Origin of the sequence: Siccibacter turicensis LMG 23730 (assembly GCF_000463155.2) — a bacterium.
In the GTDB taxonomy this organism is placed as follows: Bacteria; Pseudomonadota; Gammaproteobacteria; order Enterobacterales; family Enterobacteriaceae; genus Siccibacter; species Siccibacter turicensis.
The window spans coordinates 1-23297 of record NZ_AWFZ01000048.1 but is presented as its reverse complement, the minus strand read 5'-3'; the positions used below and the strand labels follow the sequence as shown (position 1 = coordinate 23297).

General features: G+C 57.6%; 22 protein-coding genes. 10 read left to right on the top strand and 12 right to left on the bottom strand.

Features of this window, described 5'->3' with window-relative positions; genetic code table 11:
* Position 1: 1 nt before the first annotated feature.
* Positions 2-1429, bottom strand: a complete 1428-nt coding sequence (locus DW58_RS14915; protein ID WP_024549397.1) for a glycoside hydrolase family 1 protein — start codon at positions 1427-1429, stop codon at positions 2-4.
* A 7-nt stretch (positions 1430-1436) separates the two neighbouring features.
* Positions 1437-2774: a PTS sugar transporter subunit IIC gene (locus tag DW58_RS14910; RefSeq protein WP_024549396.1), complete on the bottom strand. Its 1338-nt coding sequence runs from the start codon at positions 2772-2774 to the stop codon at positions 1437-1439.
* Positions 2775-3114: 340 nt separating this feature from the next.
* Between DW58_RS14910 and DW58_RS14905 the strand changes: the two genes are divergently transcribed.
* Positions 3115-4128 carry a LacI family DNA-binding transcriptional regulator gene (locus DW58_RS14905; protein ID WP_161629193.1) on the top strand — a complete coding sequence of 338 codons (1014 nt, stop codon included), beginning with the start codon at positions 3115-3117 and terminating at the stop codon, positions 4126-4128.
* Here the strand turns inward: DW58_RS14905 and lysA are convergent, their stop codons facing one another.
* A complete protein-coding gene (gene lysA / locus DW58_RS14900; RefSeq protein WP_024549394.1) occupies positions 4129-5385 on the bottom strand; it encodes a diaminopimelate decarboxylase in 1257 nt (418 codons plus the stop codon).
* Between the two features lie 114 nt (positions 5386-5499).
* On the opposite strand from lysA, the gene DW58_RS14895 reads away from it, so the two are divergent.
* Positions 5500-6426, top strand: coding sequence for a LysR family transcriptional regulator (locus DW58_RS14895; RefSeq protein ID WP_024549393.1), 927 nt, complete (start codon positions 5500-5502; stop codon positions 6424-6426).
* Here the strand turns inward: DW58_RS14895 and DW58_RS14890 are convergent.
* A complete protein-coding gene (locus DW58_RS14890; RefSeq protein ID WP_024549392.1) occupies positions 6389-7111 on the bottom strand; it encodes an aspartate/glutamate racemase in 723 nt (240 codons plus the stop codon). The two genes, DW58_RS14895 and DW58_RS14890, sit on opposite strands and share 38 nt — an antisense overlap.
* Positions 7112-7277: 166 nt before the next feature.
* On the opposite strand from DW58_RS14890, the gene DW58_RS14885 reads away from it, so the two are divergent.
* The 7 genes from DW58_RS14885 (at position 7278) to DW58_RS14855 (ending at position 14985) form a co-directional block, all read left to right on the top strand.
* Entirely contained in the window at positions 7278-7601 is a 324-nt protein-coding gene (locus tag DW58_RS14885; RefSeq protein WP_024549391.1) for a cupin domain-containing protein, read from the top strand.
* Between the two features lie 205 nt (positions 7602-7806).
* Entirely contained in the window at positions 7807-9051 is a 1245-nt protein-coding gene (gene agp, locus DW58_RS14880) for a bifunctional glucose-1-phosphatase/inositol phosphatase (protein WP_024549390.1), read from the top strand.
* 500 nt (positions 9052-9551) lie between these two features.
* On the top strand, positions 9552-10442 hold the full coding sequence (locus tag DW58_RS14875; protein WP_024549389.1) for a carbohydrate ABC transporter permease: 891 nt from the start codon (positions 9552-9554) through the stop codon (positions 10440-10442).
* Positions 10435-11343 (top strand): carbohydrate ABC transporter permease, encoded by a 909-nt coding sequence (locus DW58_RS14870; protein WP_024549388.1) that lies wholly within the window; start codon positions 10435-10437, stop codon positions 11341-11343. The genes DW58_RS14875 and DW58_RS14870 overlap by 8 nt, the downstream gene beginning before the upstream one ends.
* Before the next feature lie 12 nt (positions 11344-11355).
* Entirely contained in the window at positions 11356-12483 is a 1128-nt protein-coding gene (locus tag DW58_RS14865; RefSeq protein WP_024549387.1) for an ABC transporter ATP-binding protein, read from the top strand.
* A 15-nt stretch (positions 12484-12498) separates the two neighbouring features.
* Positions 12499-13788, top strand: a complete 1290-nt coding sequence (locus tag DW58_RS14860) for an ABC transporter substrate-binding protein (protein ID WP_024549386.1) — start codon at positions 12499-12501, stop codon at positions 13786-13788.
* Positions 13789-13857: 69 nt separating this feature from the next.
* Positions 13858-14985: an oligogalacturonate lyase family protein gene (locus DW58_RS14855; protein ID WP_024549385.1), complete on the top strand. Its 1128-nt coding sequence runs from the start codon at positions 13858-13860 to the stop codon at positions 14983-14985.
* An 85-nt stretch (positions 14986-15070) separates the two neighbouring features.
* On the opposite strand, the gene araE is transcribed toward DW58_RS14855, so the two are convergent.
* From araE to kduI, 3 genes are all read right to left on the bottom strand, one after another.
* The gene (araE, locus tag DW58_RS14850; RefSeq protein WP_024549384.1) at positions 15071-16489 is read right to left on the bottom strand and encodes an arabinose-proton symporter AraE; all 1419 of its coding nucleotides are present in this window, start codon (positions 16487-16489) and stop codon (positions 15071-15073) included.
* A 309-nt stretch (positions 16490-16798) separates the two neighbouring features.
* A complete protein-coding gene (gene kduD / locus DW58_RS14845; RefSeq protein WP_024549383.1) occupies positions 16799-17560 on the bottom strand; it encodes a 2-dehydro-3-deoxy-D-gluconate 5-dehydrogenase KduD in 762 nt (253 codons plus the stop codon).
* Positions 17561-17617: 57 nt separating this feature from the next.
* A complete protein-coding gene (kduI, locus tag DW58_RS14840; RefSeq protein ID WP_024549382.1) occupies positions 17618-18454 on the bottom strand; it encodes a 5-dehydro-4-deoxy-D-glucuronate isomerase in 837 nt (278 codons plus the stop codon).
* A 475-nt stretch (positions 18455-18929) separates the two neighbouring features.
* On the opposite strand from kduI, the gene DW58_RS14835 reads away from it, so the two are divergent.
* Complete coding sequence (locus DW58_RS14835) at positions 18930-20105, top strand: oligogalacturonate lyase family protein (protein WP_024549381.1); 1176 nt, start codon at positions 18930-18932, stop codon at positions 20103-20105.
* A 138-nt stretch (positions 20106-20243) separates the two neighbouring features.
* On the opposite strand, the gene DW58_RS14830 is transcribed toward DW58_RS14835, so the two are convergent.
* The 5 genes from DW58_RS14830 to DW58_RS14810 form a co-directional block, all read right to left on the bottom strand.
* A complete protein-coding gene (locus tag DW58_RS14830) occupies positions 20244-20927 on the bottom strand; it encodes an oligogalacturonate-specific porin KdgM family protein (protein WP_024549380.1) in 684 nt (227 codons plus the stop codon).
* A gap of 449 nt (positions 20928-21376) precedes the next feature.
* The gene (locus DW58_RS14825; RefSeq protein ID WP_024549379.1) at positions 21377-21862 is read right to left on the bottom strand and encodes a type VI secretion system baseplate subunit TssE; all 486 of its coding nucleotides are present in this window, start codon (positions 21860-21862) and stop codon (positions 21377-21379) included.
* Between the two features lie 56 nt (positions 21863-21918).
* Positions 21919-22740, bottom strand: coding sequence for a TagK domain-containing protein (locus DW58_RS14820; RefSeq protein WP_160319219.1), 822 nt, complete (start codon positions 22738-22740; stop codon positions 21919-21921).
* A gap of 14 nt (positions 22741-22754) precedes the next feature.
* Positions 22755-23012: a PAAR domain-containing protein gene (locus tag DW58_RS14815; protein WP_024549377.1), complete on the bottom strand. Its 258-nt coding sequence runs from the start codon at positions 23010-23012 to the stop codon at positions 22755-22757.
* An 84-nt stretch (positions 23013-23096) separates the two neighbouring features.
* The coding region (locus DW58_RS14810) for a hypothetical protein (protein WP_035894868.1) at positions 23097-23297 on the bottom strand (201 nt) is incomplete at its 5' end.

The window sequence follows — 23297 nt, the reverse complement described above, 5'->3', positions numbered from 1 at the left end:
CTTATTTCCATTCGTCATCAAGGTTCAGGGTCAGACTGCGCGATTCACTCACGCCGCGATACCAGCTGGCTGACTTCTTCAGCCGACGCGCGCGCTGGTGTTGCAGATCGATCTCCACCAGCCCGTAGCGGTTTTTAAAGGCGTTCATTGGCGAGACGTTGTCGGTAAACGCCCACAGCATATAGCCCTGACAGTTGGCGCCGTCTTCACGGGCGCGCAGCGCTTCGAAGAGATGCTCGCCGATAAAGGCAATGCGGTAGTCGTCCTGAATCACGCCGTCGTTATCGCGGAACTGCCCTTCGTTCTCAATGCCCATGCCACTTTCGGCGATAAACCACGGAATGTTGCGATACTCGTCTTTAATACGCATCGCCATGTCATAGATGATGCGCGGATAGATCTCCCAGCCGCGGGATTTGTTCATGCGGCGGCCCGGCAGCTCAAAGGGTTCGTAGTACCAGGCCGGGTGGAACGGCGTTTCCGGGTTCCAGGCGCGGGACGGGGCTTTGACACGGTGCGGGTAGTAAAGATTGATACCCAGCTCATCAACGGTATTGTCGCGGATAATCGCCAGCTCATCGGCGGTGTATTCCCACTTCACGCCGTGGTGATCCAGCAGCCGCACCAGCTCCGCCGGATACTCGCCCTTCACCATCGGGTCGAGGAACACGCGGTTGTAGAACAGGTCATAGCGCTCCGCGGCCTTCAGGTCGTGCGCGGCGCTGGAGCGCGGATAGGTCACTTCCGGGTTGAGGATCGCCCCGACGCTGCCCTGGTAGCCCTTCTCGCGGAACAGCTTCACCACTTTCGCCGTGGCGAGGTTTTTATGGTGGTTCCACTGCATCCAGGTGTCGGTACTCTGCTGATACGGCCAGCGCAGCGCGTCGAGATAGACACGGGTCTGCACCACAATCGGCTCGTTGAAGGTGAACCAGCGCGTAACCTTGTGGTGGTAACGCTCAAACACCTTTTCGGCATAGAGCACAAACAGCTCGACCACCTTCTTCGACGACCAGCCGCCGTAGGTTTCAAACAGATACCCCGGCAGCTCGTAGTGCTCCAGACAAATCATCGGCTCGACGCCGGCGGCGCGGATCGCCTCCAGGAAACGGTCGTAATACGCGGCGTACTCTTCGTCAATCACGCCGTTTTCGTAGTCGGTAAAGAAGCGCGACCAGTTGATCGAAGTGCGATAGTGCGTGAGGCCCGCCTGCTTCATCAGCGCGACGTCCTCCTCATAGCGATTAAACAGATCGGTGGCGACCGCCGGGCCGTAGCCGTCGTGCCAGACGTGGCGGTCATTTTTGTACCAGAGATCCATGTACGAGTCCTGGCCCTCTTTCTTACCGCTCCATCCTTCGGTCTGCCAGGCAGACGAGGCGGCACCCAGAATAAAGTCCTGCGGCAGGGCCACGGTTTTTTTGCTCATGTCATCCTCACGCGTTGTTAGCCATTGCCGTTTTTTCAGCCTGAAGCTGCGCCTGCTCGGCACGACGCGAGGCGATTTTCACAAACGGCAGGTAGATCAGAATCGAAACCAGAATGCAGATAAGCTGCGTCACCACTGCGCCCATCGAACCGGCGGTGGAGAGCCAGGCGTTGATCAGCGGCGGTGTGGTCCAGGGCACCATCACTACCGCCTTGCCGGCGAAGCCCATGACGGTGGCGAAGTAGCCGATGGTACCGGTCACCAGCGGGGTAATAATGAAGGGGATCGCCAGGATCGGGTTCAGCATGATCGGCATGCCGAAGATCACCGGTTCGTTGATGTTGAACACCCCTGGCCCGAAGGAGAGTTTGGCGATCTCTTTCATCTCTTTGCGCTTGCTGGCAATCATCACCGCAATCAGCAGGCCGATGGTCAGCCCGGAACCGCCGATGCTCATGTAGACGTCCCAGAACGGCATGGTGATGATGTTCGGCACCTCTTTGCCCTGCTCGAACGCGCTCATGTTGACGGTGATTGCCCCCAGCAGCAGCGGCTCGCGGATCGGTTTGATCATCTGGTTACCGTGAATGCCGATCACCCAGAACAGCTGCGCCACGAACATCAGCAGCAGGATCCCCGGCAGGCTCTGCATCACGCGCTCCAGTGGCTGCTGCACCACCTGGTACACCGCATCGTAGAGGTACATGCCGGTGGTCTGGTGGAACACAAAGCCGAAGGTGGCGATAACGGTGGTGGTGATGATGGCCGGGATCAGCGCCGAGAACGACGCGGAGACGTTAGGCGGCACCGTGTCGGGCATTTTGATTTTCAGGCCGGGCCGGGTTTCCAGCCAGCAGTAGATCTCCACCGAGAGAATGGCGATGAACATGCCGAGGAACAGGCTGCGGGTGTCAGAGAACTGGCGCAGCAGCACGTCCTTCACCACGTGCATTTCGCCGTCCACCAGCATCTCCACGGTGGTGGGCGTCACGCAGATAAAGCAGATGACCGCCAGCAGGCCGGGGAACAGCGTCTTAATGCCGTTGATGCGCCCGAGTTCAACGCCGATCAGGAAGACCGCACCGATGTTCAGAAAGTTGAGCGTGGCGTAGTTAATCGCGCTGGTAATGGGTTTCAGCACCGCGAGGAACGACAGCGATTCAAAGCTGGCAAGACCGTTTTTCGGATCGAGCACCATATTGGAGATCAGTACCGAGAACGCGCCGACGATAATGACCGGCATCAGGGTGATGAACGCCGCCTTGATGGCCATGATATAGCGGTAACTATTGAATTTCGTTGCAAAACTGCCCAGAGAATCGATCAGCTTTTCCTGGAGTGCCATGGGGTGATACCTCAGTTGGGTGGCTTATTTTGTTGTGTAGGGTTACAGCTGAGTACCGTTTTGGTATGCCAAAACATAGTGGGGGCGGCGGGATTATTCTGTGACACCCTTCTCACAACCGGGATCTGGTATTCCAGTCGTCCCGTTTAATGGGGCAATTGGTATGCCAGATAAAATAGTGCGCGGCAGCGTCAGCGGGACGACGATCGTTTGCGGGGTCGGGGCGTTGCGCGAGGTCAGGAATGTGAGGGGGGCAACGGGCGGCAGATCTTACCTGGCGGCGGAGTGTGGTAAACTGCATAAAAAATGAGGCTAATCAGGAATGTCGTTGATGGTAACAATGCGGGATGTCTCTGCGCGCGCGGGCGTATCGAAAGCGACGGTGTCGCGCGTGCTGAACGGCACCGGGCAGGTGAAGGAGTCCACCCGCCAGCAGGTTTTCAACGCCATGGAGGAGCTGGGCTACCGCCCCAACTTTCTCGCCCGTTCGCTGGCGCACCGCACCAGCAACAGCATCGGCCTGGTGGTGTCCACCTTTGACGGCTTCTACTTTGGGCGTCTGCTTCAGCAGGCGTCACGCCAGACCGAATCCCACGGCAAGCAGCTGATTGTCACCGACGGGCACGACACCCCGGAGCGCGAACGCGAAGCGGTACAGATGCTGGCCGACCGCCAGTGCGACGCCATCATCCTCTACACCCGCCACATGAGCGAGCGCGCCATCATGGCGCTTATCGACAGCATCAGCGTGCCGCTGGTGGTGATCAATCGCGACGTGAAGGATGCCCGCGAGCGCTGCGTGTTCTTCGAGCAGCAGGACGCGGCGTTTCAGGCGGTGGAGTACCTGATCGCGCAGGGCCATCGCGAGATCGCCTGCATTACGGTTCCTCTCTCCACCCCTACCGGCCAGGCGCGCCTGCAGGGCTACCGCGCGGCGCTGGAGAAACACGGCATCGCGTGGGATGAAGATCGGGTCAGAAACGGGGATTCCACCATGACGCGCGGGTATGAGCTGTGCAACGCGCTGCTGGAGAGCGGTACGCGGTTCAGCGCGCTGTTCACCTGTAATGACGATATGGCACTCGGCGCGTCGAAGGCGATTTACCAGGCGGGGCTGCGCATTCCGCAGGATATCTCGCTGTTTGGCTTTGACGATGCGCCCAGCGCTCGCTGGCTGGAGCCGGGGCTGTCGACGGTCTATTTGCCCATCGACAATATGATCATGACCGCCATCGATCAGGCGATTAAGTTCGCAAGCGACAGCCCCCTGCAGCCGATCCCGCCCTTCACCGGCACGCTGGTGCTGCGCGAGTCGGTGGCGACCGGGCCCTGGTACCGCGACCCGGCGGCGTGATTACATCAGTTCGAGCGCCAGCAGTTCGCTGATGGTCTGACGACGGCGGATCAGGCGCGCGGTCTCACCCTCCACCAGCACTTCCGGCAGCAGCGGGCGGCTGTTGTAGTTAGAGGACATCGACGCGCCGTAGGCACCGGTGTCGTGGAACACCAGATAATCCCCCGGGGCCACCGCAGGCAGCGCGCGGGTTTCCACCTTACCCCCCTCCTGCTGGGTAAACACATCCCCCGATTCACACAGCGGCCCGGCGATAACGCTCTCCACCACCGCCGCATCGGCCAGGCTGCGGCCATCGGCACCGATGGCGGTAATGTGGTGATAGCTGCCGTACATCGCCGGGCGCATCAGGTCGTTGAACCCGGCGTCCACCAGCACGAAATGTCGGCTGCCCATGTCCTTAACGCTGCGCACCTGCGCTACCAGCACGCCGGATTCGGCCACCAGAAAACGTCCCGGCTCGATCTCCAGCTTCACCGGGTGCCCAAGATGCGCGGCGATTTTTTCCCGCGCCGCGTTCCACAGGCCGTAGTAGTGCCCGGTGTCGATATCCTCTTCCCCGTCGCGGTAGGGAATCGACAAGCCGCCACCGGCCGAGATCGCCTCCAGATCCTGCCCGGACTCCAGCACCTGACGCACCATCGCCCCGCACACCTGCTCCAGATGACCGTAATCCACCCCGGAGCCAATGTGCATATGAATGCCGGCCAGCTTCAACTGGTAGCGCTGCATGGTGGCAAACGCCGCGGGCAGATCGCTGTGCCAGATGCCGTGTTTGCTGTTCTCCCCGCCGGTATTGGTTTTCTGGCTATGGCCATGACCGAAACCCGGGTTCACGCGCAGCCACACGCGGTGCCCCGGCGATACCTCGCCAAGCTGTGCCAGCATGTCGATCGAACCAGCGTTAACCGGGATCGCCAGTTCGCGCACCCGGGCCAGCGTCGGAGCGTCGATCAGATCGGCGGTAAACACGATGTCGTCCGGCCGCGTAGCGGGATCGAATCCGGCGGCCAGCGCACGTTCGATCTCCCCGAGCGAGACCGAATCCACCTTCACGCCCTGCTCGCGCATCAGGCGCAGAATATGAATGTTTGAGCAGGCTTTCTGCGCGAAGCGCACCACGTCAAACTGACGCAGCCGGGCAATCTGGCGACGGATGGTATCGGCGTCATAGACCCAGACCGGGCAGCCGTATTCATGGGCTAACCCCAGCAGGCGGGTCTCATTCAGGGCGGAATCGGGGGTCGGGCGCGGCATCGGAAGGCTCCTTACTGTGTTTTCGCCATTACGCCACAGCCGGAAATGAATAAAAAATATCGGTTTCTCTATTGTCTATGCAAAAATGATATGGTTTTACCACTGGAGCCTGCCATGCCCGCCATTAACCTGCGCCATATTGAGATCTTTCATGCGGTGATGACCACCGGCAACCTCACCGAGGCCGCCGCGCTGCTGCACACCTCTCAGCCCACCGTCAGCCGGGAGCTGGCGCGTTTTGAGAAGGTCACCGGTCTGGCGCTGTTCACGCGCAGCCGGGGCCGTCTGCACCCCACGGTGCAGGGGCTGCGGCTATTTGAAGAGGTGCAACGCTCCTGGTACGGGCTGGATCGCATTGTCAGCGCGGCGGAAAGCCTGCGCGAGTTTCGCCAGGGGGAACTCTCCATTGCCTGCCTGCCGGTGTTTTCCCAGTCGTTTCTGCCGCCGCTGATGCAGCCGTTTCTGGCGCGCTATCCCGATCTCAGTATCAATATCGTGCCCCAGGAGTCGCCGCTGCTGGAGGAGTGGCTGTCGGCCCAGCGCCACGATTTAGGCCTCACCGAAACCGTCACGACCCCGGCCGGCACCACGCGCGAAACCCTGTTAACGCTAAATGAAGTGTGCGTCCTGCCGGAAGATCATCCCCTGGCGCAGAAAAGCGTGCTGACGCCGCAGGATTTTGTCGGGGAAAACTATATCAGCCTGTCGCGCAGCGACAGCTACCGGCAGCTGCTCGACGCGCTGTTTCACGAGCACGACGTCAGGCGCAGGATGGTGATGGAGACCCACAGCGCAGCGTCGATCTGCGCGATGGTGAAAGCGGGGATCGGGATGTCGGTCGTGAACCCGCTGACCGCCCTCGACTACGCGCAAAGCGGCGTGGCCGTCAGGCGCTTCAGCGTGGACGTGCCCTTTACCGTCAGCCTGATTCGCCCGCAGCACCGCCCCGCCTCGGCGCTGGTGGATGCCTTTTGTCAGCATCTGCTCGAGGCCATGACCCGCTTTACCGCCCCGCTGGAGCAGCTGCTGGCGCGTCGCTGAGCATAAAGTCTACCGCCTCTCTGGCGTGCAGCGCGGCGGTATCGAACACCGGCAGCGGCGAGGCGTTTTCCGGGATCAGCAGGCCAATCTCGGTGCAGCCAAAGATCACCCCCTGTGCGCCCTGCTGCGCCAGCTCGCGGATGACGTCCAGATAATAGTCCCGGGATGCCGGGGTGATTTTCCCGAGGCACAGCTCGTCGAAAATGATCTGGTTGATGCGCGCCCGGCGGGTCTCGTCGGGGATAAGCGTTTCAATGCCGCTGCGCTCCAGCAGCCTGCCGCGGTAGAAGTCCTGCTCCATAGTGTAACGGGTGCCGAGCAGCGCCACGCGCGTCATGTTCTGCGCCGTAATGGCCCGCCCGGTAGCGTCGGCGATGTGCAGCAGCGGAATGCGACACGCCTCTTCAATCTGCGCCGCCACTTTATGCATGGTGTTAGTGCAGAGCACGATGGCCTGAGCGCCGACCTGCTCAAGCCCCTGCGCGGCGCGGGCCAGCATCTCCCCGGCTTTTTCCCATTCACCGCGCGCCTGGTACTGTTCGATCTCGTGGAAATCCACGCTGTGCAGCAGCAGCGCGGCGGAGTGCAGCCCACCGAGGCGGTCGCGTACCCCTTCGTTAATGTGTCGGTAATAGGGAATCGTCGACTCCCAGCTCATGCCGCCCAGTAAACCGATGGTTTTCATCTTCTTCTCCCTGCCGAGTCAATCTGTGGTTATACCGCTAAACGCCCGCGGTACAAAACCGAAACAAATGTGATCCACTTTCCAGTTCCGCCGACGCTCATTTCCTTTTCATCCGGCCCAGGATAAATTCTTTGAAACGATGTTTCACTCTTAACAGGACGCGATAATGTTTATTTTTCACCAGGACACCCGGCTGGAAGATTTAGGCAACGGCGTAACGCGCCGCATTCTGGCGCACGACGGCAAAATGATGCAGGTGGAAGTGAATTTTGAAGAGGGCGCGGTCGGGCCGCTGCACAACCATCCTCACGAGCAGCTGACCTACGTGCTGAGCGGTGAGTTTGAGTTCACCATCGGGGACGAAACCCACCGCGTGAAGGCGGGCGATACGCTGTATAAGAAGCCGCACGTCATGCACGGCTGCGTCTGCCTGAAGCCCGGTACGCTGCTGGATACCTTCACGCCGATGCGTGAAGATTTCCTCAAGTAAAAGCGCGTCTGGTAACGCCGGGGTTGCGCATCCGTCGCACGCCTGGCGTTATTCTCTTCGTCAGCCACGCTGACGCTGTTCCTGTCGTAACGCCGCTCTCCTTTCCGCGCTGCCTCTCATTTTGCGATCCCGCTTGCGGGCGCGATGTCATATTTCTGTCACAATCCGTTAACTATTTGCCGTACCACTCGCTGAGGACGCAAGAATGAAAAAGAATATCGTGGTCGCCATGCTGGCGCTGGCCGGCATCGCGCCGGGAGTCTCTCTGGCGCAAGACGCCCCGGAAGGTTATCAACTGGAACAGGTGCTGGTGATGAGCCGTCATAACCTGCGCGCCCCGCTGGCGAATAACGGCAGCGTGCTGGAGCAGTCCACCGCCAAAGCCTGGCCGACGTGGGATGTGCCGGGCGGGCACCTCACCACCAAGGGCGGCGTGCTTGAGGTCTATATGGGGCACTACATGCGCGAGTGGCTGGCGCAGCAGGGGCTGCTCGCCAGCGGGGAGTGCCCGACGCCAGCCAGCGTTTATGCGTATGCCAACAGCCTGCAGCGCACCGTGGCCACCGCGCAGTTCTTTATCACCGGCGCGTTCCCTGGCTGCGACGTGCCGGTGCACCATCAGGAAAAGATGGGCACCATGGACCCGACCTTCAACCCGGTTATCACCGATAACTCACCGGAATTTAAGCAAAAAGCCCTCAAGGCGATGGAAACCCAGCGCCAGCATTATCCGCTGACCGACAGCTACGCCCTGCTGGAAAAGGTTACCGACTACGCGGCGTCGCCGAGCTGTAAAGAGAAGCAGCAGTGCGATCTCAACGCCGGGAAAGATACTTTCAGCGCCAACGCCACTGAAGAGCCCGGCGTCAGCGGCCCGCTGAAGGTGGGGAACTCGCTGGTGGATGCCTTCACCCTGCAATATTACGAAGGTTTCCCGCTCGATCAGGTGGCCTGGGGGCAGATCAAAACCGACGCCCAGTGGCGCACCCTGTCACAGCTGAAAAATAGCTATCAGGATACGCTGTTCACCTCCCCTGAGGTGGCGCGCAACGTGGCGGCCCCGCTGGTGAGCTACATCCGTCAGGCGCTGGTCGAGAAGCCGCAGCCGAAGAGCGCAAAATTCACGCTGCTGGTGGGCCATGACTCCAATATCGCCTCGCTGCTGACCGCGCTGGCGTTCAAACCCTATCAGCTTCCGGGCCAGAACGAACGCACGCCGATCGGCGGGAAGATCGTCTTCCAGCGCTGGCATGATGCAAAAGCGGATCGCGATCTGATGAAGGTGGAATACGTCTACCAGAGCAGCGAGCAGCTGCGCAACGGTGCGCCGCTGACCCTGGAACACCCTCCGCAGCGCGTGGTGCTTCAGCTTGAAGGCTGCGCCACCGATGCCCAGGGCTTTTGCCCGTGGGATGCCTTTACCGGGGTGCTGAACAACGCGGTGAAATAGCGATCCGCGCCGCCTTAGCCTGACCAAAAAAACGGGAACCGCTGCGTTCCCGTTTTTTTATCCCGCGCTGTTTTCCTTCGATAAACTGGTAATTCAGAAAAGCAATTATTATGCCGCAAATTAATAATGTGATATTGCGCAAGCAACGTAAATTCCCCGCCAACTCAACCCTTAAATTCAGAATTTGTCACCTGCTTCAATTTATTGAAATGCCGTTTCGACCCCGATCACATTTCTGTGATGAATAGAATGACGCAGAAATAAATAGCAATAAGATAAATTAAAACGGTGTTTTACAAACCAGGAACGATGGTTCATCCGTTTCACAACACCACCATCTTCCGGCATGCCGCATTCGCACGGCATAGAAAAAAGGCATTTAAAAACATGATGATGTCCGCCATACGCGTTGAGCGCCGGGCGGGCAGCAGCCGCGCAGCACCACCGCTGCGCTGGCGTCATAACGCTTCTATTAACTCTGGAATGCCAGGTAGGTATGTATGAATGAAAACAAGCTGCTGGGGCTGGCGTGGATATCACCCTATATAATTGGGTTGATTGTCTTTACCGCCTTCCCCTTTGTCTCATCGTTCTTCCTCAGTTTTACTGAGTACGACCTGATGAATCCGCCGGTATTTAACGGGATAGAGAATTACCGTTACATGCTCACCGAAGACGACCTTTTCTGGAAGTCGATGGGAGTTACCTTTGCCTATGTGTTTATCACCATTCCGTTAAAGCTGGCGTTTGCCCTCGGCATTGCCTTTGTCCTGAATTTCAAACTGCGCGGCATCGGCTTTTTCCGTACCGCCTATTACATTCCGTCGATTCTCGGCAGCTCGGTCGCCATCGCGGTGCTGTGGCGCGCGCTGTTTGCCATCGACGGCCTGCTGAACAGTTTCATCGGCGTGTTTGGCCTCGACCCGATCAACTGGCTGGGCGAGCCGTCGCTGGCGCTGATGTCCGTTACCCTGCTGCGCGTCTGGCAGTTCGGCTCGGCCATGGTGATCTTCCTTGCTGCGCTGCAGAACGTGCCGCAGTCGCAGTATGAAGCGGCGATGATCGACGGCGCGTCGAAGTGGCAGATGTTTATGAAAGTGACCGTGCCGCTGATCACACCGGTGATTTTCTTCAACTTCATCATGCAGACCACGCAGGCCTTCCAGGAGTTTACCGGCCCGTACGTGATTACCGGCGGTGGCCCGACCTACTACACCTATCTGTTCTCGCTCTACATCTACGACACGGCGTTTAAATACTTTGATATGGGCTACGGCGCCGCGCTGGCGTGGGTTCTGTTCCTGGTCGTCGCGCTGTTTGCGTCGATAGCGTTCAAATCGTCGAAGTACTGGGTGTTCTACTCTGCCGACAAGGGAGGCAAAAATGGCTGATATCCAACAGAGTCAGTTATCCGCAGCGCAGCAGTCTGCCGACGTGGAAGTGGCGCGCACCCTGCGCCGCGAGAAGGTCAGCGCCTGGTTCCGCTACACCATCCTGCTGATTGTCGGCCTGCTGATGCTCTACCCGCTGGCGTGGATGTTCTCGGCGTCGTTCAAACCGAACCACGAGATCTTTACCACGCTCGGGCTGTGGCCGACCCACGCCACCTGGGATGGGTTTATCAACGGCTGGAAAACCGGTACCGAGTACAACTTCGGCCACTACATGCTGAACACCTTCCAGTATGTGATCCCCAAAGTGCTGCTGACCATTATCTCCTCGACGGTGGTGGCCTACGGCTTCGCCCGCTTTGAGATCCCGTGGAAGAAGTTCTGGTTCACCACGCTCATCGCCACCATGCTGCTGCCGAGCACCGTCCTGCTGATCCCGCAGTACCTGATGTTCCGCGAAATGGGGATGCTGGACAGCTATCTGCCGCTCTACCTGCCGCTGGCGTTCGCCACTCAGGGGTTCTTCGTCTTCATGCTGATCCAGTTCCTGCGCGGCGTCCCGCGCGATATGGAAGAGGCGGCGCAGATTGACGGCTGCAACTCCTTCCAGGTGCTGTGGTACGTGGTCGTGCCGATCCTGAAACCGGCGATTATCTCGGTAGCGCTGTTCCAGTTCATGTGGTCAATGAACGACTTTATCGGGCCGCTGATTTACGTCTACAGCGTGGACAAATACCCGATCGCACTGGCGCTGAAAATGTCCATCGACGTCACCGAAGGTGCGCCGTGGAATGAGATTCTGGCGATGGCGAGCATCTCCATCCTGCCATCCATCATTGTGTTCTTCCTGGCTCAGCGCTACTTCGTGCAGGGCGTTTCAAGCAGCGGAATTAAAGGTTAACGAGGAAATATCATGGCTGAAGTTATTTTCAACAAACTGGAAAAAGTTTACTCCAACGGCTTCAAAGCGGTACATGGTATCGACCTGACCATCGCAGACGGTGAGTTTATGGTTATCGTCGGGCCGTCCGGCTGCGCGAAATCCACCACGCTGCGTATGCTCGCCGGGCTGGAAACCATCAGCGGCGGCGAAGTGCGCATCGGCGACAAGCTGGTGAACAACCTGGCGCCGAAATCGCGCGGTATTGCGATGGTGTTCCAGAACTACGCGCTTTACCCGCACATGACGGTACGCGAAAACCTGGCCTTTGGTCTGAAGCTCAGCAAGATGCCGAAAGAGCAGATCAACCAGCAGGTGGACGAAGCCGCGAAGATCCTTGAGCTGGACGAGCTGATGGATCGCCTGCCGCGCCAGCTCTCGGGCGGCCAGGCGCAGCGCGTGGCGGTAGGCCGCGCCATCGTGAAAAAGCCGGACGTGTTCCTGTTCGATGAGCCGCTCTCCAACCTGGATGCCAAGCTGCGCGCCTCCATGCGTATCCGCATCTCCGACCTGCACAAGCAGCTGAAAAGATCCGGCAAGCCGGCGACCACGGTCTACGTAACCCACGATCAGACCGAAGCGATGACCATGGGCGACCGCATCTGCGTGATGAAGCTTGGCCATATCATGCAGGTGGATACCCCGGACAACCTCTATCACTACCCGAAAAATATGTTCGTGGCGGGCTTTATCGGCGCGCCGGAGATGAACATCAAATCCAGCAAGCTCATTGAAAAAGAGGGGCGCCTTTATCTCACCCTGGGAGATGAAATCCTGCCGCTGAACGACCGTTTGCAGGCGAAAGCCGCCGGTTATCAGGGCCAGGACATCTTCTTTGGCGTGCGCCCCGAATTTGTGTCGCTGTCAGATGAGCCGACGGCTGGCGACTACGTCACCGGTGAGATGGTGCGCGTTGAGAATATGGGTCACGAATTCTTCGTCTACCTGAAAGTGGCGGACTACGAGCTGACCTGCCGCATTCCTTCCGATGAGGCAAAACCCATGATTGAAAAGGGGCTGAATCGTAAGGTGTATTTCACGTTCGATATGAATAAGTGTCATCTTTTTGACGCAAAAACTGAACAGAACATCTCCCTCTGACAGGAGTCCTACATAATGAAAAAAGTCCTGATTAGCACAGCCATTGCCTCTGCGGTTACGCTCTGTGCATTTCCTTCACATTCGGCTGACGACGTGACCCTGCGTATGTCCTGGTGGGGCGGCAACGGTCGTCACCAGGTCACGCTGAAAGCGCTGGAGGAGTTTCATAAACAGCACCCGAACATCAACGTCAAAGCCGAGTACACCGGCTGGGACGGGCACCTTTCCCGCCTGACCACGCAGATCGCCGGCGGCACCGAGCCGGACGTGATGCAGACCAACTGGAACTGGCTGCCGATCTTCTCGAAAAAAGGCGACGGCTTCTACGATCTGAACCAGGTGAAAGACGTTATCGATCTGAGCCAGTTTGACCCGAAAGAGCTGCAAACCACCACCATCGATGGCCGACTCAACGGCATTCCGATTTCGGTGACCGCGCGCGTGTTCTATTACAACGACGAAACCTGGGGCAAAGCGGGCGTTGACTACCCGAAAACCTGGGACGACCTGATGGCCGCGGGCAAAGCGTTTGAAGCCAAGCTCGGCAAGCAGTACTACCCGGTGGTGCTGGAGCACCAGGACACCCTGGCGCTGCTGAACTCCTACATGGTGCAGAAATACAACATTCCGGCGGTGGATGAGAACACCAAAAAATTCACCTACAGCAAAGAGCAGTGGGTCGAGTTCTTCGGCATGTATAAAAAGCTGGTGGACAGCCACGTGATGCCGGACACCAAGTACTACGCGTCATTCGGCAAGAGCAACATGTACGAGATGAAGCCGTGGATCGCCGGTGAGTGGGGCGGCACTTACATGTGGAACTCCACCATCACCAAGTACTCCGACAACCTGAAGCCGCCGGCGAAGCTGGTGCTGGGCGCCTATCCAATGCTGCCGGGTGCCAAAGACGCGGGCCTGTTCTTCAAACCGGCGCAGATGCTCTCTATCGGCAAATCCACCAAAAACCCGAAAGAGGCCGCCGAGCTGATCAACTTCCTGCTCAACAGCAAAGAGGGCGTACAAACGCTGGGTCTGGAGCGCGGTGTGCCGCTCAGCAAGCAGGCAGTAGCGCAGCTGACCCAGGACGGCGTCATCAAGGATGAAGATCCAGCGGTCGCGGGCCTGAAGCTGGCGCAGTCGCTGCCAACCACGCTGTCGGTATCGCCGTACTTTGACGATCCGCAGATCGTGTCTCAGTTCGGTACCGCGATTCAGTACATCGACTACGGCCAGAAATCCGTGGAAGAGACCGCCGCCGAATTCCAGCGTCAGGTTGAGCGTATCCTGAAACGCGCCATGCGCTAATAGCCCGCGATCGACCTGCTACCCTGCCCCGCAAAGGCAGGGTATTTTTTTACTGCAAGGAGATGGAGCATGAAAGGCAAAATCCTGCCGCTTACCTTCCGCGTTCAGCTCGATCCGGTAACCGGACATCAGGTGATCCGCCTTACGCCGCCGCACATTATCTGCCATCGCAACTACTTCTATCAGAAGTGCTTCACCGCCGACGGCACGAAGCTGATCTTTGGCGGGGCGTTTGAGGGCCACTGGAACTACTACCTGCTGGACTTAACCACCTCCACCGCCAGGCAGCTCACCGAAGGGCCAGGGGACAACACGTTTGGCGGGTTTCTGTCGGCCGACGATCGCTATCTGTGGTACGTGAAGCACAACCGTGAACTGCGCCGGGTCTGTCTGGCAAGCGGAGAAGAGCGCGTGGTGTATGAGGTGGACAACGCGTGGGTGGCCTACGGTACCTGGGTGGCCAACAGCGACGACTCCCGGCTGGTCGGGGTGGAGATTAAAAAAAACGACTGGCAGCCGCTCACCGACTGGCAGAAATTCCGCGCGTTTTACTTTACCAACCCGACGTGTCGGCTGATTAGCATCGATCTCATCACCGGGGAGCGCACCACGCTGCTCGAGGAAAAACGCTGGCTCGGGCACCCTATCTGGCGTCCTTTTGATGACCACACTGTTGCGTTTTGTCACGAAGGCCCGCGCGATGCCATCGATGCGCGCATGTGGCTGATAAACGCCGACGGCACGCAGGTGCGGAAGGTGCGCCAGCATGCGGAAGGCGAGAGCTTTACCCATGAGTTCTGGGTGCCGGACGGCAGCGCGCTGTTTTACGTCGCGCATAAAGAAGGCTCGCCGCACCGCTACCTGTGCGCGGCCGACCCCGTTACGCTTGAGAATCGCGAGCTGATGACCATTCCGCCCTGCTCGCATCTGATGAGCAACCACGACGGGTCACGGGTGGTAGGCGACGGCGCACCGCACAAGACCGGCGCTATCGACCTTAACGATCCCTTTATCTGGGTATTTGACGTGCAGCGCGGCAGCCAGACCGCGGTGTGCCAGCACAACACCTCCTGGAAGGTGCTGGACGGCGACCGCCAGGTTACCCATCCGCATCCGTCGTTTTCACCGGACGGCAAATGGGTGCTCTACACCTCGGATGCCGAGGGGATGCCGGCGCTCTATCTGGCGGCGGTCTGAACGCACGCCTGACAGACAACGCATAAAAAAAGGGTGGGTATGCGCTCGCTTACCCACCCAACCCTCCTGCATAACGTTACGGCAACTACACCCCAATATCGCGCAGCTTTTTGCCCTTCATCAGGTTGCGCTCAATATGCTCCAGGGTGACGTTTTTGGTTTCCGGAATAAGCCAGAACGTCACCCCGACGAAGGCGATATTCAGGGCGGTGTAAAGCCAGAAGGTGCCCGCGGCCCCGATGCTGTCGAGCAGCGTCAGGAAGGTGGCGCCGATGATCATGTTCGACACCCAGTTGGTGGTGGTCGAGCAGGTGATCCCGAAGTCGCGGCATTTCAGCGGCTGGATCTCCGAGCAGAGGATCCACACCACGGGGGCTGCGCTCATGGCGTACCCGGCGATACACATCATGGTCATCCCGACCGACAGCCACGACAGCCCGCTTGACGCGGTACCGTTGTCGAACTGCATCAGGCAGTAGCCCAGCACCAGCGTCCCCAGCGCCATCACGCTAAAGCCGATTTTCAGGGCCGGTTTGCGCCCGGCTTTATCCACCATAAAGATGGCGATAAAGGTGGCGAACATAAAGGTCAGGCCGACCACCAGCGTGGCGATCATCTGCTGTTCGGTGGTGGTAAACCCGGCCATCTTAAAGATGCGCGGGGCGTAATACATGATGATGTTCATGCCGGTGAACTGCTGCATCGCCTGGAGCAGCATGCCGAGAAACACCGCCCGACGCACGTTGCGGTTGGCTTTAAACAGCTTCCAGCCGCCCTGCTTAAGCTTCAGGCTTTCGCGGATCTCGTTGAGTTCCTCGCGCGCTTTTTCCGAGGTGTCGCGCAGCATGCGCAGCACCTCTTCCGCTTCAACGTGCCGCCCCTTCTCCGCCAGCCAGCGCGGGCTGTTTGGCAGGAAGATAACCAGCACGATCAGCACCAGCGCCGGAAGCGCCAGCACGCCCAGCATCGCGCGCCAGTTGCCGCTGTAGCTGAAAGCGGTATCGGAGAGAAACGCCATCACGATGCCCAGCGTCACCATCAGCTGATACATGCTGATCATCTTGCCGCGCACGTTTTCGCTGGCCATTTCCGACAGATAAAGCGGAGCGGTATAGGAGGCGATGCCCACCGCGACCCCAAGCAGAATGCGCGAGATAATCAGGATCTCCACGCTCGCGGCGAACGCCGAGCCAATCGACCCGGCCACGAACAGTATGGCACCCACCATCAGGCTGTATTTACGCCCCAGCCGAAACGACAGCCAGCCGTTGGCAAGCGCCCCGAGCGCGGCACCCAGCATCATGCTGCTGACCACCCACTCCTGAAGCCGGCTGCTCAGGGCAAAATGGTCGGTGATAAACGGCAGTGCGCCGGCGATGACGCCGATATCCAGTCCGAACAGCAGACCGGCCACCGCCGCCGACACGGAGACAAACAGATTCATGCGGCGCGTATCCTGGAGCGCACGCGGCACAGAGGTAGCGTTTTGAGTAAGCGAAGACATTTTTCCTGCCTCAACGGGTATGACGTTATCTGAAGTTAGGGTATCGACGGAAAAAGGTGTCAGGTGGGAATCGCCGTAGATATGGACTTTACGACTGTGGCGTTGCGATCTGTGATGGACATTTCACTTTGCGTTTTTAGATTAATCTCATAAATAGTTCACAACACGCTCATTTTGCTCACTATTAATACAAGACCTGGAAGGCAGAGCAGAAATACTATGGATATTTCAGCATTAGCCATATGGATATAATTACGCTCAGGCAATAAAAAACCCCGCCGGGGCGGGGTTGCAGGTCAGGCAGGCGGATTAACGTGCCAGCCAGCCGCCGTCTACGGCCACAGTGTAGCCGTTGATGTAGTCAGAGGCGCTGGAGGCCAGGAACACGACCGGCCCCATCAGATCGCTCGGCAGACCCCAACGTCCCGCCGGGATACGGTCGAGGATCTCGGCGCTGCGCTGTTCGTCGGCGCGCAGTTGCTGGGTGTTGTTGGTTGCCATGTAACCCGGCGCAATCGCGTTGACGTTGATGTTGTGCTTCGCCCACTCGTTCGCCAGCAGACGGGTCACGCCCATAACGGCGCTTTTTGACGCGGTGTAAGACGGAACGCGGATGCCCCCCTGGAAGGAGAGCATAGAGGCGATGTTAACAATCTTGCCGCCGTTGCCCTGGGCAATAAACTGCTTCGCCACGGCCTGAGACATAAAGAACACGCTCTTGATGTTCAGGTTCATCACGTCATCCCAGTCTTTTTCACTGAAGTTGATCGCGTCTTCGCGGCGGATGAGGCCGGCGTTGTTGACCAGCACATCCACGTGACCATATTCGGCGACCGCACGTTCAATCAGGGACGGGATCGCGTCAATCTGACGCAGGTCAGCGGTCAGGCTCAGGAAGCGACGGCCCAGCGCGGTGACCTGCTCGATGGTATCGGTCGGCTCAACGATGTTAATCCCGACGATATCGCACCCGGCCTGCGCCAGACCAACTGCCATCCCCTGCCCTAAACCGGTGTCACACCCGGTGACGATGGCGACTTTACCTTGAAGAGAAAATGAATCCAGAATCATGTGATTTCCTTAGTGTCAGGCCTGTCCCGGACAGGCACAGGTTCATGCTGTCCGCGATTAGCGCAGATCTTTAACAGCGACGTGGTCCATGTCATCAAAGACCTGGTTTTCACCAACCATGCCCCAGATGAAGGTGTAAGCGCGGGTGCCCACGCCTGAATGAATCGACCAGCTCGGTGAGATCACCGCCTGCTCGTTATGCATAATGATGTGACGCGTTTCCTGCGGCTGCCCCATCATGTGGAACACGCAGGCGTCCTCATCCATGTTGAAGTAGAAGTACACTTCCATGCGGCGTTCGTGCGTGTGGCACGGCATGGTGTTCCACAGGTTGCCCGGCTCCAGCTCGGTCAGCCCCATGCTGAGCTGGCAGGTTTCCAGCACGTCAGGCACGAAGTACTTATTGATGGTACGGCGGTTGCTGGTCAGCGGATCGCCCAGCGTCACCGGCGAGACGTCGGCCGGGGTCACTTTCTTCGTCGGGTAGGTGGTGTGTGCCGGCGCGCAGTTGTAGTAATACTTCGCAGGCTGTGACGCATCGACGCTGGCAAACACCACTTCTTTGGCGCCCTTGCCCACGTACAGCGCATCGCGGTGACCGATCTCGTAGCGCTCCCCGTCAACGGTGATGGTGCCCGCGCCGCCAATGTTGATCACGCCCAGTTCACGACGCTCCAGGAAGTAGGTCACGCCCAGCTGCTTACCGACTTCGCCGCCCACGGAGACGGTGTTGGTTACCGGCATCACGCCGCCGACAATAATGCGATCAATGTGGCTGTACACCATGGTGTACTCATCGGCCACAAAGACCTTCTCAACTAAAAATTCGTCGCGCAGACCCTGGGTATCGAGAGTTTTGGCGTGTGCGCTATGGATACTTTGTCTGACTTCCACAATAACCTCCTGAGGAAATAAGGTGGGTGCGTTTTGACCTGCTGCTTCTTAGCAAAACGCTGTTCCGTTTCTTAACTGCGGCCATCTTATCCCGGTTAAAACAGGTTTTCAATTATATCTAAAACGTTGTTTCAATTTTTAACAAGGGAATTGAAAGATTTGGAATTGCGATCACGGTTAGCGGGCATAGCAGGGAGAGGGGATGATTAAAAATTATTTATAAACAATACATTAGATGTATTTTGCCGCTGACGGAAAATGCGCGAGGAGATCGATCTGTGGTATTACACGCGGTTAACCACTTCCAGGGTGAATGGGTAACCCTCTATTAATAAAGGTGACAAATAAATTGTGCGCCGTCTGGCAAAGTGCGTAAGCAATCACACACATTGAAACGTTGTTTTGATAAATTACCACCTACATTTTAGGCGATATCATAATCAACGCGCCGGGGACGGCAATAAAGGAGTGCATGATGGCTAAAGGTATGAAGGTTAAGCTTAATTACGAGGTCAGCCGGGATCCGGATACCGGCGCGGAAGTCACACGCTTAACCCCACCGGAGGTAACCTGTCACCGTAACTACTTCTACCAGAAGTGTTTCAGCCAGGACGGTAACCGTCTGCTGTTCGCAGGTGATTTCGATGGCAACTGGAACTACTATCTGCTTGATATTGCCAGCGCCAGCGCCACCCAGCTTACCGAGGGGCCGGGCGACAACACCTTTGGCGGCTTTCTCTCCCCGGATGACGCCTCACTTTACTATGTCAAAAACGAACGCTCGCTGTTTCAGGTGGATCTGATCACCCTGGAAGAGCGTGAGGTCTACCGTGTGCCGGACGACTGGGTCGGCTACGGCACCTGGGTGGCAAACAGCGACTGTACCAAACTGGTCGGCATTGAAATTGCGAAAAGCGACTGGGTGCCGCTCAATGACTGGCAAATCTTCCAGGAGTTCTTCCACAAGGGGCCGCACTGCCGCCTGCTGCGCGTCGATTTACAGACCGGCGACAGCGCCGTTATTCACGATGAGCGCATCTGGCTCGGCCACCCTATCTATCGCCCGTTTGATGACAACACCGTTGCGTTCTGTCATGAAGGCCCGCACGACCTGGTCGATGCGCGCATGTGGCTGGTGAACGAGGACGGCAGCAACGTGCGCAAAGTGAAAAATCATGCGCCGGGAGAAAGCTGCACCCACGAATTCTGGGTACCGAACGGCTCGGCGCTGGTGTACGTCTCCTACCTGAAGGGCAAGCAGGGCCGCACCATTTATCGCTTCGATCCTGAAACCGGTATTAATGAAGAGCTCATGCAGATGCCAGCCTGCTCTCACCTGATGAGCAACTTCGACGGCACATTACTGGTAGGTGACGGTTCAGGCACGCCGGTGGACGTGAAAGACACCAGCGGGTACAGCATCGAAAACGATCCTTACCTCTACGCCTTCGACGTGAAACGCAAAGCCTGTTTCCGGGTAGCGCGCCATGACACCTCCTGGGCAACCTTCGCCAACAGCCGTCAGGTGACCCATCCCCATCCGTCATTTACGCCGGATGACAGCGCGGTGTTATTCAGCTCCGATAAAGACGGTAAGCCGGCGCTCTATATTGCAAAACTTCCTGAGAATCCTGAGATGATTACCCTGTAAGGGGATATTTTTCTGTAACTGGCCTTGCCCTCCTTCGGGAGGGCCTTTTTTTATTGCCATAAAGAAAAAAGAAATTTCCCTGGTGGGAGATATAAAAAAGCCCCAGAAATAAACCGGGGCGTAATTGAGGGTAGATTATCAGAAGGAGTAAGCAACACCTAAACGGAAGCGCGTCTGGCGCTCATCGGTTTCTTTTACGCCTACGTTACCGACTTCAACATACGGCGACCAGTTTTTATCGATTTTATACGCCAGCTTGGCGTTATATTCGGTAGAGTAGTCTTTGTTGTTATTTCGGATGGTCCCTTCGGTACTCTTGGCATACACATAGTTAAGCTCGGTACGCCAGTCGCCCAGTGCGAAACCAACCCATGCATCGCCGCGGTTAACCTTGTCATCTTCACGGTCCGGCGTGCTCGGATTGCGTGTATATTCATAACGATAGCGGCCTGCCACATAGAAGCCATTATCGAAGCTGTACTGTACGTGAATATTAGGTTTATAGATGGTACGACTATCGCTGCTTTCAATGGTGAATGCCGGGGTAATAGCAATATTGTCGGTAGCTTTCCAGCGCCAGCTAATTTGGTCTTCGTGACCGTTACCTACCATATCGGAGAAAGGCTGGTCCTGTTTATCTCCGCCAGATTTCCATTTTGCTTCGACGGAAAAACCCAGCCCATTATCAAAACGGTGTGAAACCGCAACGCGATCGGCATTCGATCCGCTATCAATATACTCATGACGCAAATCAACGGTAACCGCATGAGCTGCAAAAGTAGATCCACACAACACTGCCAGCGCTAATGTTTTCTTAAACATACCTTTCCCCTATTGAAATAATGTTTCGTTTTTATGGAATAGGATTTTATTTTTTTAAAAGAATTATTTTGGTGATCGCGATCGTACTTGGCTGTTTCAAAAAAAATGGCATACCGCAGCGTGACAGGCATCAATAATTGTCGGTAACGGGCGTAAAAATATGGAGAGGATCACACTCTTCAAAGTGCGACCAAATAATAACGGATGGGAAAGCGATAAATGTAGCCTATTGATATAAAACGCTTTTCTGTCAATCTATGTTTAATATCGTATATTTCTATTTATTTCTACGTATATAGTTCAGTGCGTTATCATTACGCATGGACGAACAGAGCGCTATTATTATCACCGCATAACGGTTCAGCAAAAGAAGGAATAACCCAATAATGGGAGCGGGCTGCAGCCCGCGATGCGTCAGTCGCACCGCGGTTTACCCGACAGAAAGCCCGTTATGCCAGCCGAATGGCCTGGTTTTCCGAATCCCATGCGCCCTGAAAGCAGAGATCCACAGGCCAGGGTTCCCAGTAAATCAGCGCCCTGATCTCAAACAGGATCACCCCGTACCGGGACGGATTGCTTTTATCCAGCAGCGGCCGCACCACCAGCGATTCCGGCACGATGCGGGGTTCAAACCGGGTTAGCGCGTTGCGCACCGCGGCTTCAATGCGCGCCCAGGAGTGAGCATTGCTCCATCCACCGGTCACCGCGCTCACCCCGTAGTTGAGCACCGACCCCGCCACCGCCTTATGGCGATGCTCATCCAGCCGGTCGTCGATGTTTGTGTTGTTGAGAATCGCCAGCACGTCACGCAGCACGATGGCCCGCATGGTCCGGCTGTCAAAATGAAATTTATCCGGCGCCTCACGTCGACTTTTCGGCTCATCATCCAACAGCCGATCGAGTAGCGTAGGTAAATATTTGATCTTCTGCCCCATTTTACACTCCCTTGTTAACCCGGTACGCGCCCGGGAAGCAGAATTAGATGCAGACGCTACAGCAGCGTATCCAACCCCGCTTTGTAGAATTCCTGTAGCATTAATGAAGGAAGCTGGTGCGCGGACTTACGCTGGAGGTGCGGCGGGGCCAGCAGCAACAGAATGTCATGCTTAGGCTCTTCGGCCAGCACGATATGATTCTGCTTTTCCAGATCCAACTCCTCACACACCCGCTCCATCAGATTGTGGGAAGCGAGGATGCACTCGGTCACGGTTTTTCCTTCCATCTGCTCACGCAGGGCCTGAAAGGGGGCGCTATCCGCCGACCAGCTTTTATTGTCACGCGTTTCCGTTGCCGTACTTTCACGCCGCTGTTCGCCCCACAGCACGACGTTCTTATACTCCCCGGCCAGAGCTTTAAGCGGATTGTCATCCACTGCCTCCCCGATAGTTGGCTCCCGCCAGGCGGAGTAATACCCGATGGTGGACAGTAAGTCGTCCGGCTCCGGCATCTCCGACACCGCACCTTGTACCGCGCTGCTGAACACGCGCTTTGCCAGGGCGTGCGCCGGCGCCTGAACGCTAAACCGCTGCTGGACCTGCAATCGATACTGACCGACCTGCACCTCTACCCCCGACGGTAACGGCCGCGATTGCCCATAGGCCAGCGTGTGCTCTCCGACGCGACACAGATAGTCGTACGATCGGTTAACCACCACCGGCGTTGAAAACAGCCAGTAAAACAGCACCCTGTCGCGCTCATCCGCAGCCGACTCCAGCGAGAACTGCCCCTGTTCAGGGCAGAACCAGGCAGGCTGTTCGGCGTTACGGTGCGCATCCACCGTAAAAAGCGTAAAGGTTTCAGGCCAGGTCAGCATCAGTTCCATTGTGGTTAGCCTATCAGTACGTCCCCGGAGCCGCTGGATATCGCGGCGCCACAGCCGGTTGAATCCCCCATTCGGGCGGCAGGCGCGCCGTTGATGGTGACGCTGCCCGAGCCGCATGCCACTGAACTGCCGCCGTGTATAGAACAGTTCGCGCTGTCGCCCACCCGGGCGGCAGAAATACCGTTAATAAAGACGTCGCCGGAGCCGCTGGTTACCGCTCCGCCGTGGCTGATGGAATCGCTTAAGCGCGCTGCGTTTTGCATAGGTTTTCTCCAGATAGTGTATGTCGATACTCAACCCGGACAGGGCTCTGCCGCTGTCCGGGCATAATGATTGCCGTCGCCGGTTTACGCTTCAGGTGTATCCGTTGGGTTCACGGTCGGCTCTTCGGTCGGCTCTTCGGTTGGCGTCTCGGTCGGCGTCTCGGTCGGCGTCTCGGTTGGCGTCTCGGTTGGCGTCTCGGTCGGCGTCTCAGTCGGCGTCTCGGTTGGCGTCTCGGTTGGCGTCTCGGTCGGCGTCTCGGTCGGCGTCTCGGTCGGCGTCTCGGT

Coding starts and splice junctions, on each gene's coding strand:
- DW58_RS14915 (WP_024549397.1), bottom strand. CDS start 1,429: ATGAGCAAAAAAACCGTGGCCCTGCCGCAGGACTTTATTCTGGGTGCC.
- DW58_RS14910 (WP_024549396.1), bottom strand. CDS start 2,774: ATGGCACTCCAGGAAAAGCTGATCGATTCTCTGGGCAGTTTTGCAACG.
- DW58_RS14905 (WP_161629193.1), top strand. CDS start 3,115: ATGCGGGATGTCTCTGCGCGCGCGGGCGTATCGAAAGCGACGGTGTCG.
- lysA (WP_024549394.1), bottom strand. CDS start 5,385: ATGCCGCGCCCGACCCCCGATTCCGCCCTGAATGAGACCCGCCTGCTG.
- DW58_RS14895 (WP_024549393.1), top strand. CDS start 5,500: ATGCCCGCCATTAACCTGCGCCATATTGAGATCTTTCATGCGGTGATG.
- DW58_RS14890 (WP_024549392.1), bottom strand. CDS start 7,111: ATGAAAACCATCGGTTTACTGGGCGGCATGAGCTGGGAGTCGACGATT.
- DW58_RS14885 (WP_024549391.1), top strand. CDS start 7,278: ATGTTTATTTTTCACCAGGACACCCGGCTGGAAGATTTAGGCAACGGC.
- agp (WP_024549390.1), top strand. CDS start 7,807: ATGAAAAAGAATATCGTGGTCGCCATGCTGGCGCTGGCCGGCATCGCG.
- DW58_RS14875 (WP_024549389.1), top strand. CDS start 9,552: ATGAATGAAAACAAGCTGCTGGGGCTGGCGTGGATATCACCCTATATA.
- DW58_RS14870 (WP_024549388.1), top strand. CDS start 10,435: ATGGCTGATATCCAACAGAGTCAGTTATCCGCAGCGCAGCAGTCTGCC.
- DW58_RS14865 (WP_024549387.1), top strand. CDS start 11,356: ATGGCTGAAGTTATTTTCAACAAACTGGAAAAAGTTTACTCCAACGGC.
- DW58_RS14860 (WP_024549386.1), top strand. CDS start 12,499: ATGAAAAAAGTCCTGATTAGCACAGCCATTGCCTCTGCGGTTACGCTC.
- DW58_RS14855 (WP_024549385.1), top strand. CDS start 13,858: ATGAAAGGCAAAATCCTGCCGCTTACCTTCCGCGTTCAGCTCGATCCG.
- araE (WP_024549384.1), bottom strand. CDS start 16,489: ATGTCTTCGCTTACTCAAAACGCTACCTCTGTGCCGCGTGCGCTCCAG.
- kduD (WP_024549383.1), bottom strand. CDS start 17,560: ATGATTCTGGATTCATTTTCTCTTCAAGGTAAAGTCGCCATCGTCACC.
- DW58_RS14835 (WP_024549381.1), top strand. CDS start 18,930: ATGGCTAAAGGTATGAAGGTTAAGCTTAATTACGAGGTCAGCCGGGAT.
- DW58_RS14830 (WP_024549380.1), bottom strand. CDS start 20,927: ATGTTTAAGAAAACATTAGCGCTGGCAGTGTTGTGTGGATCTACTTTT.
- DW58_RS14825 (WP_024549379.1), bottom strand. CDS start 21,862: ATGGGGCAGAAGATCAAATATTTACCTACGCTACTCGATCGGCTGTTG.
- DW58_RS14820 (WP_160319219.1), bottom strand. CDS start 22,740: ATGCTGACCTGGCCTGAAACCTTTACGCTTTTTACGGTGGATGCGCAC.
- DW58_RS14815 (WP_024549377.1), bottom strand. CDS start 23,012: ATGCAAAACGCAGCGCGCTTAAGCGATTCCATCAGCCACGGCGGAGCG.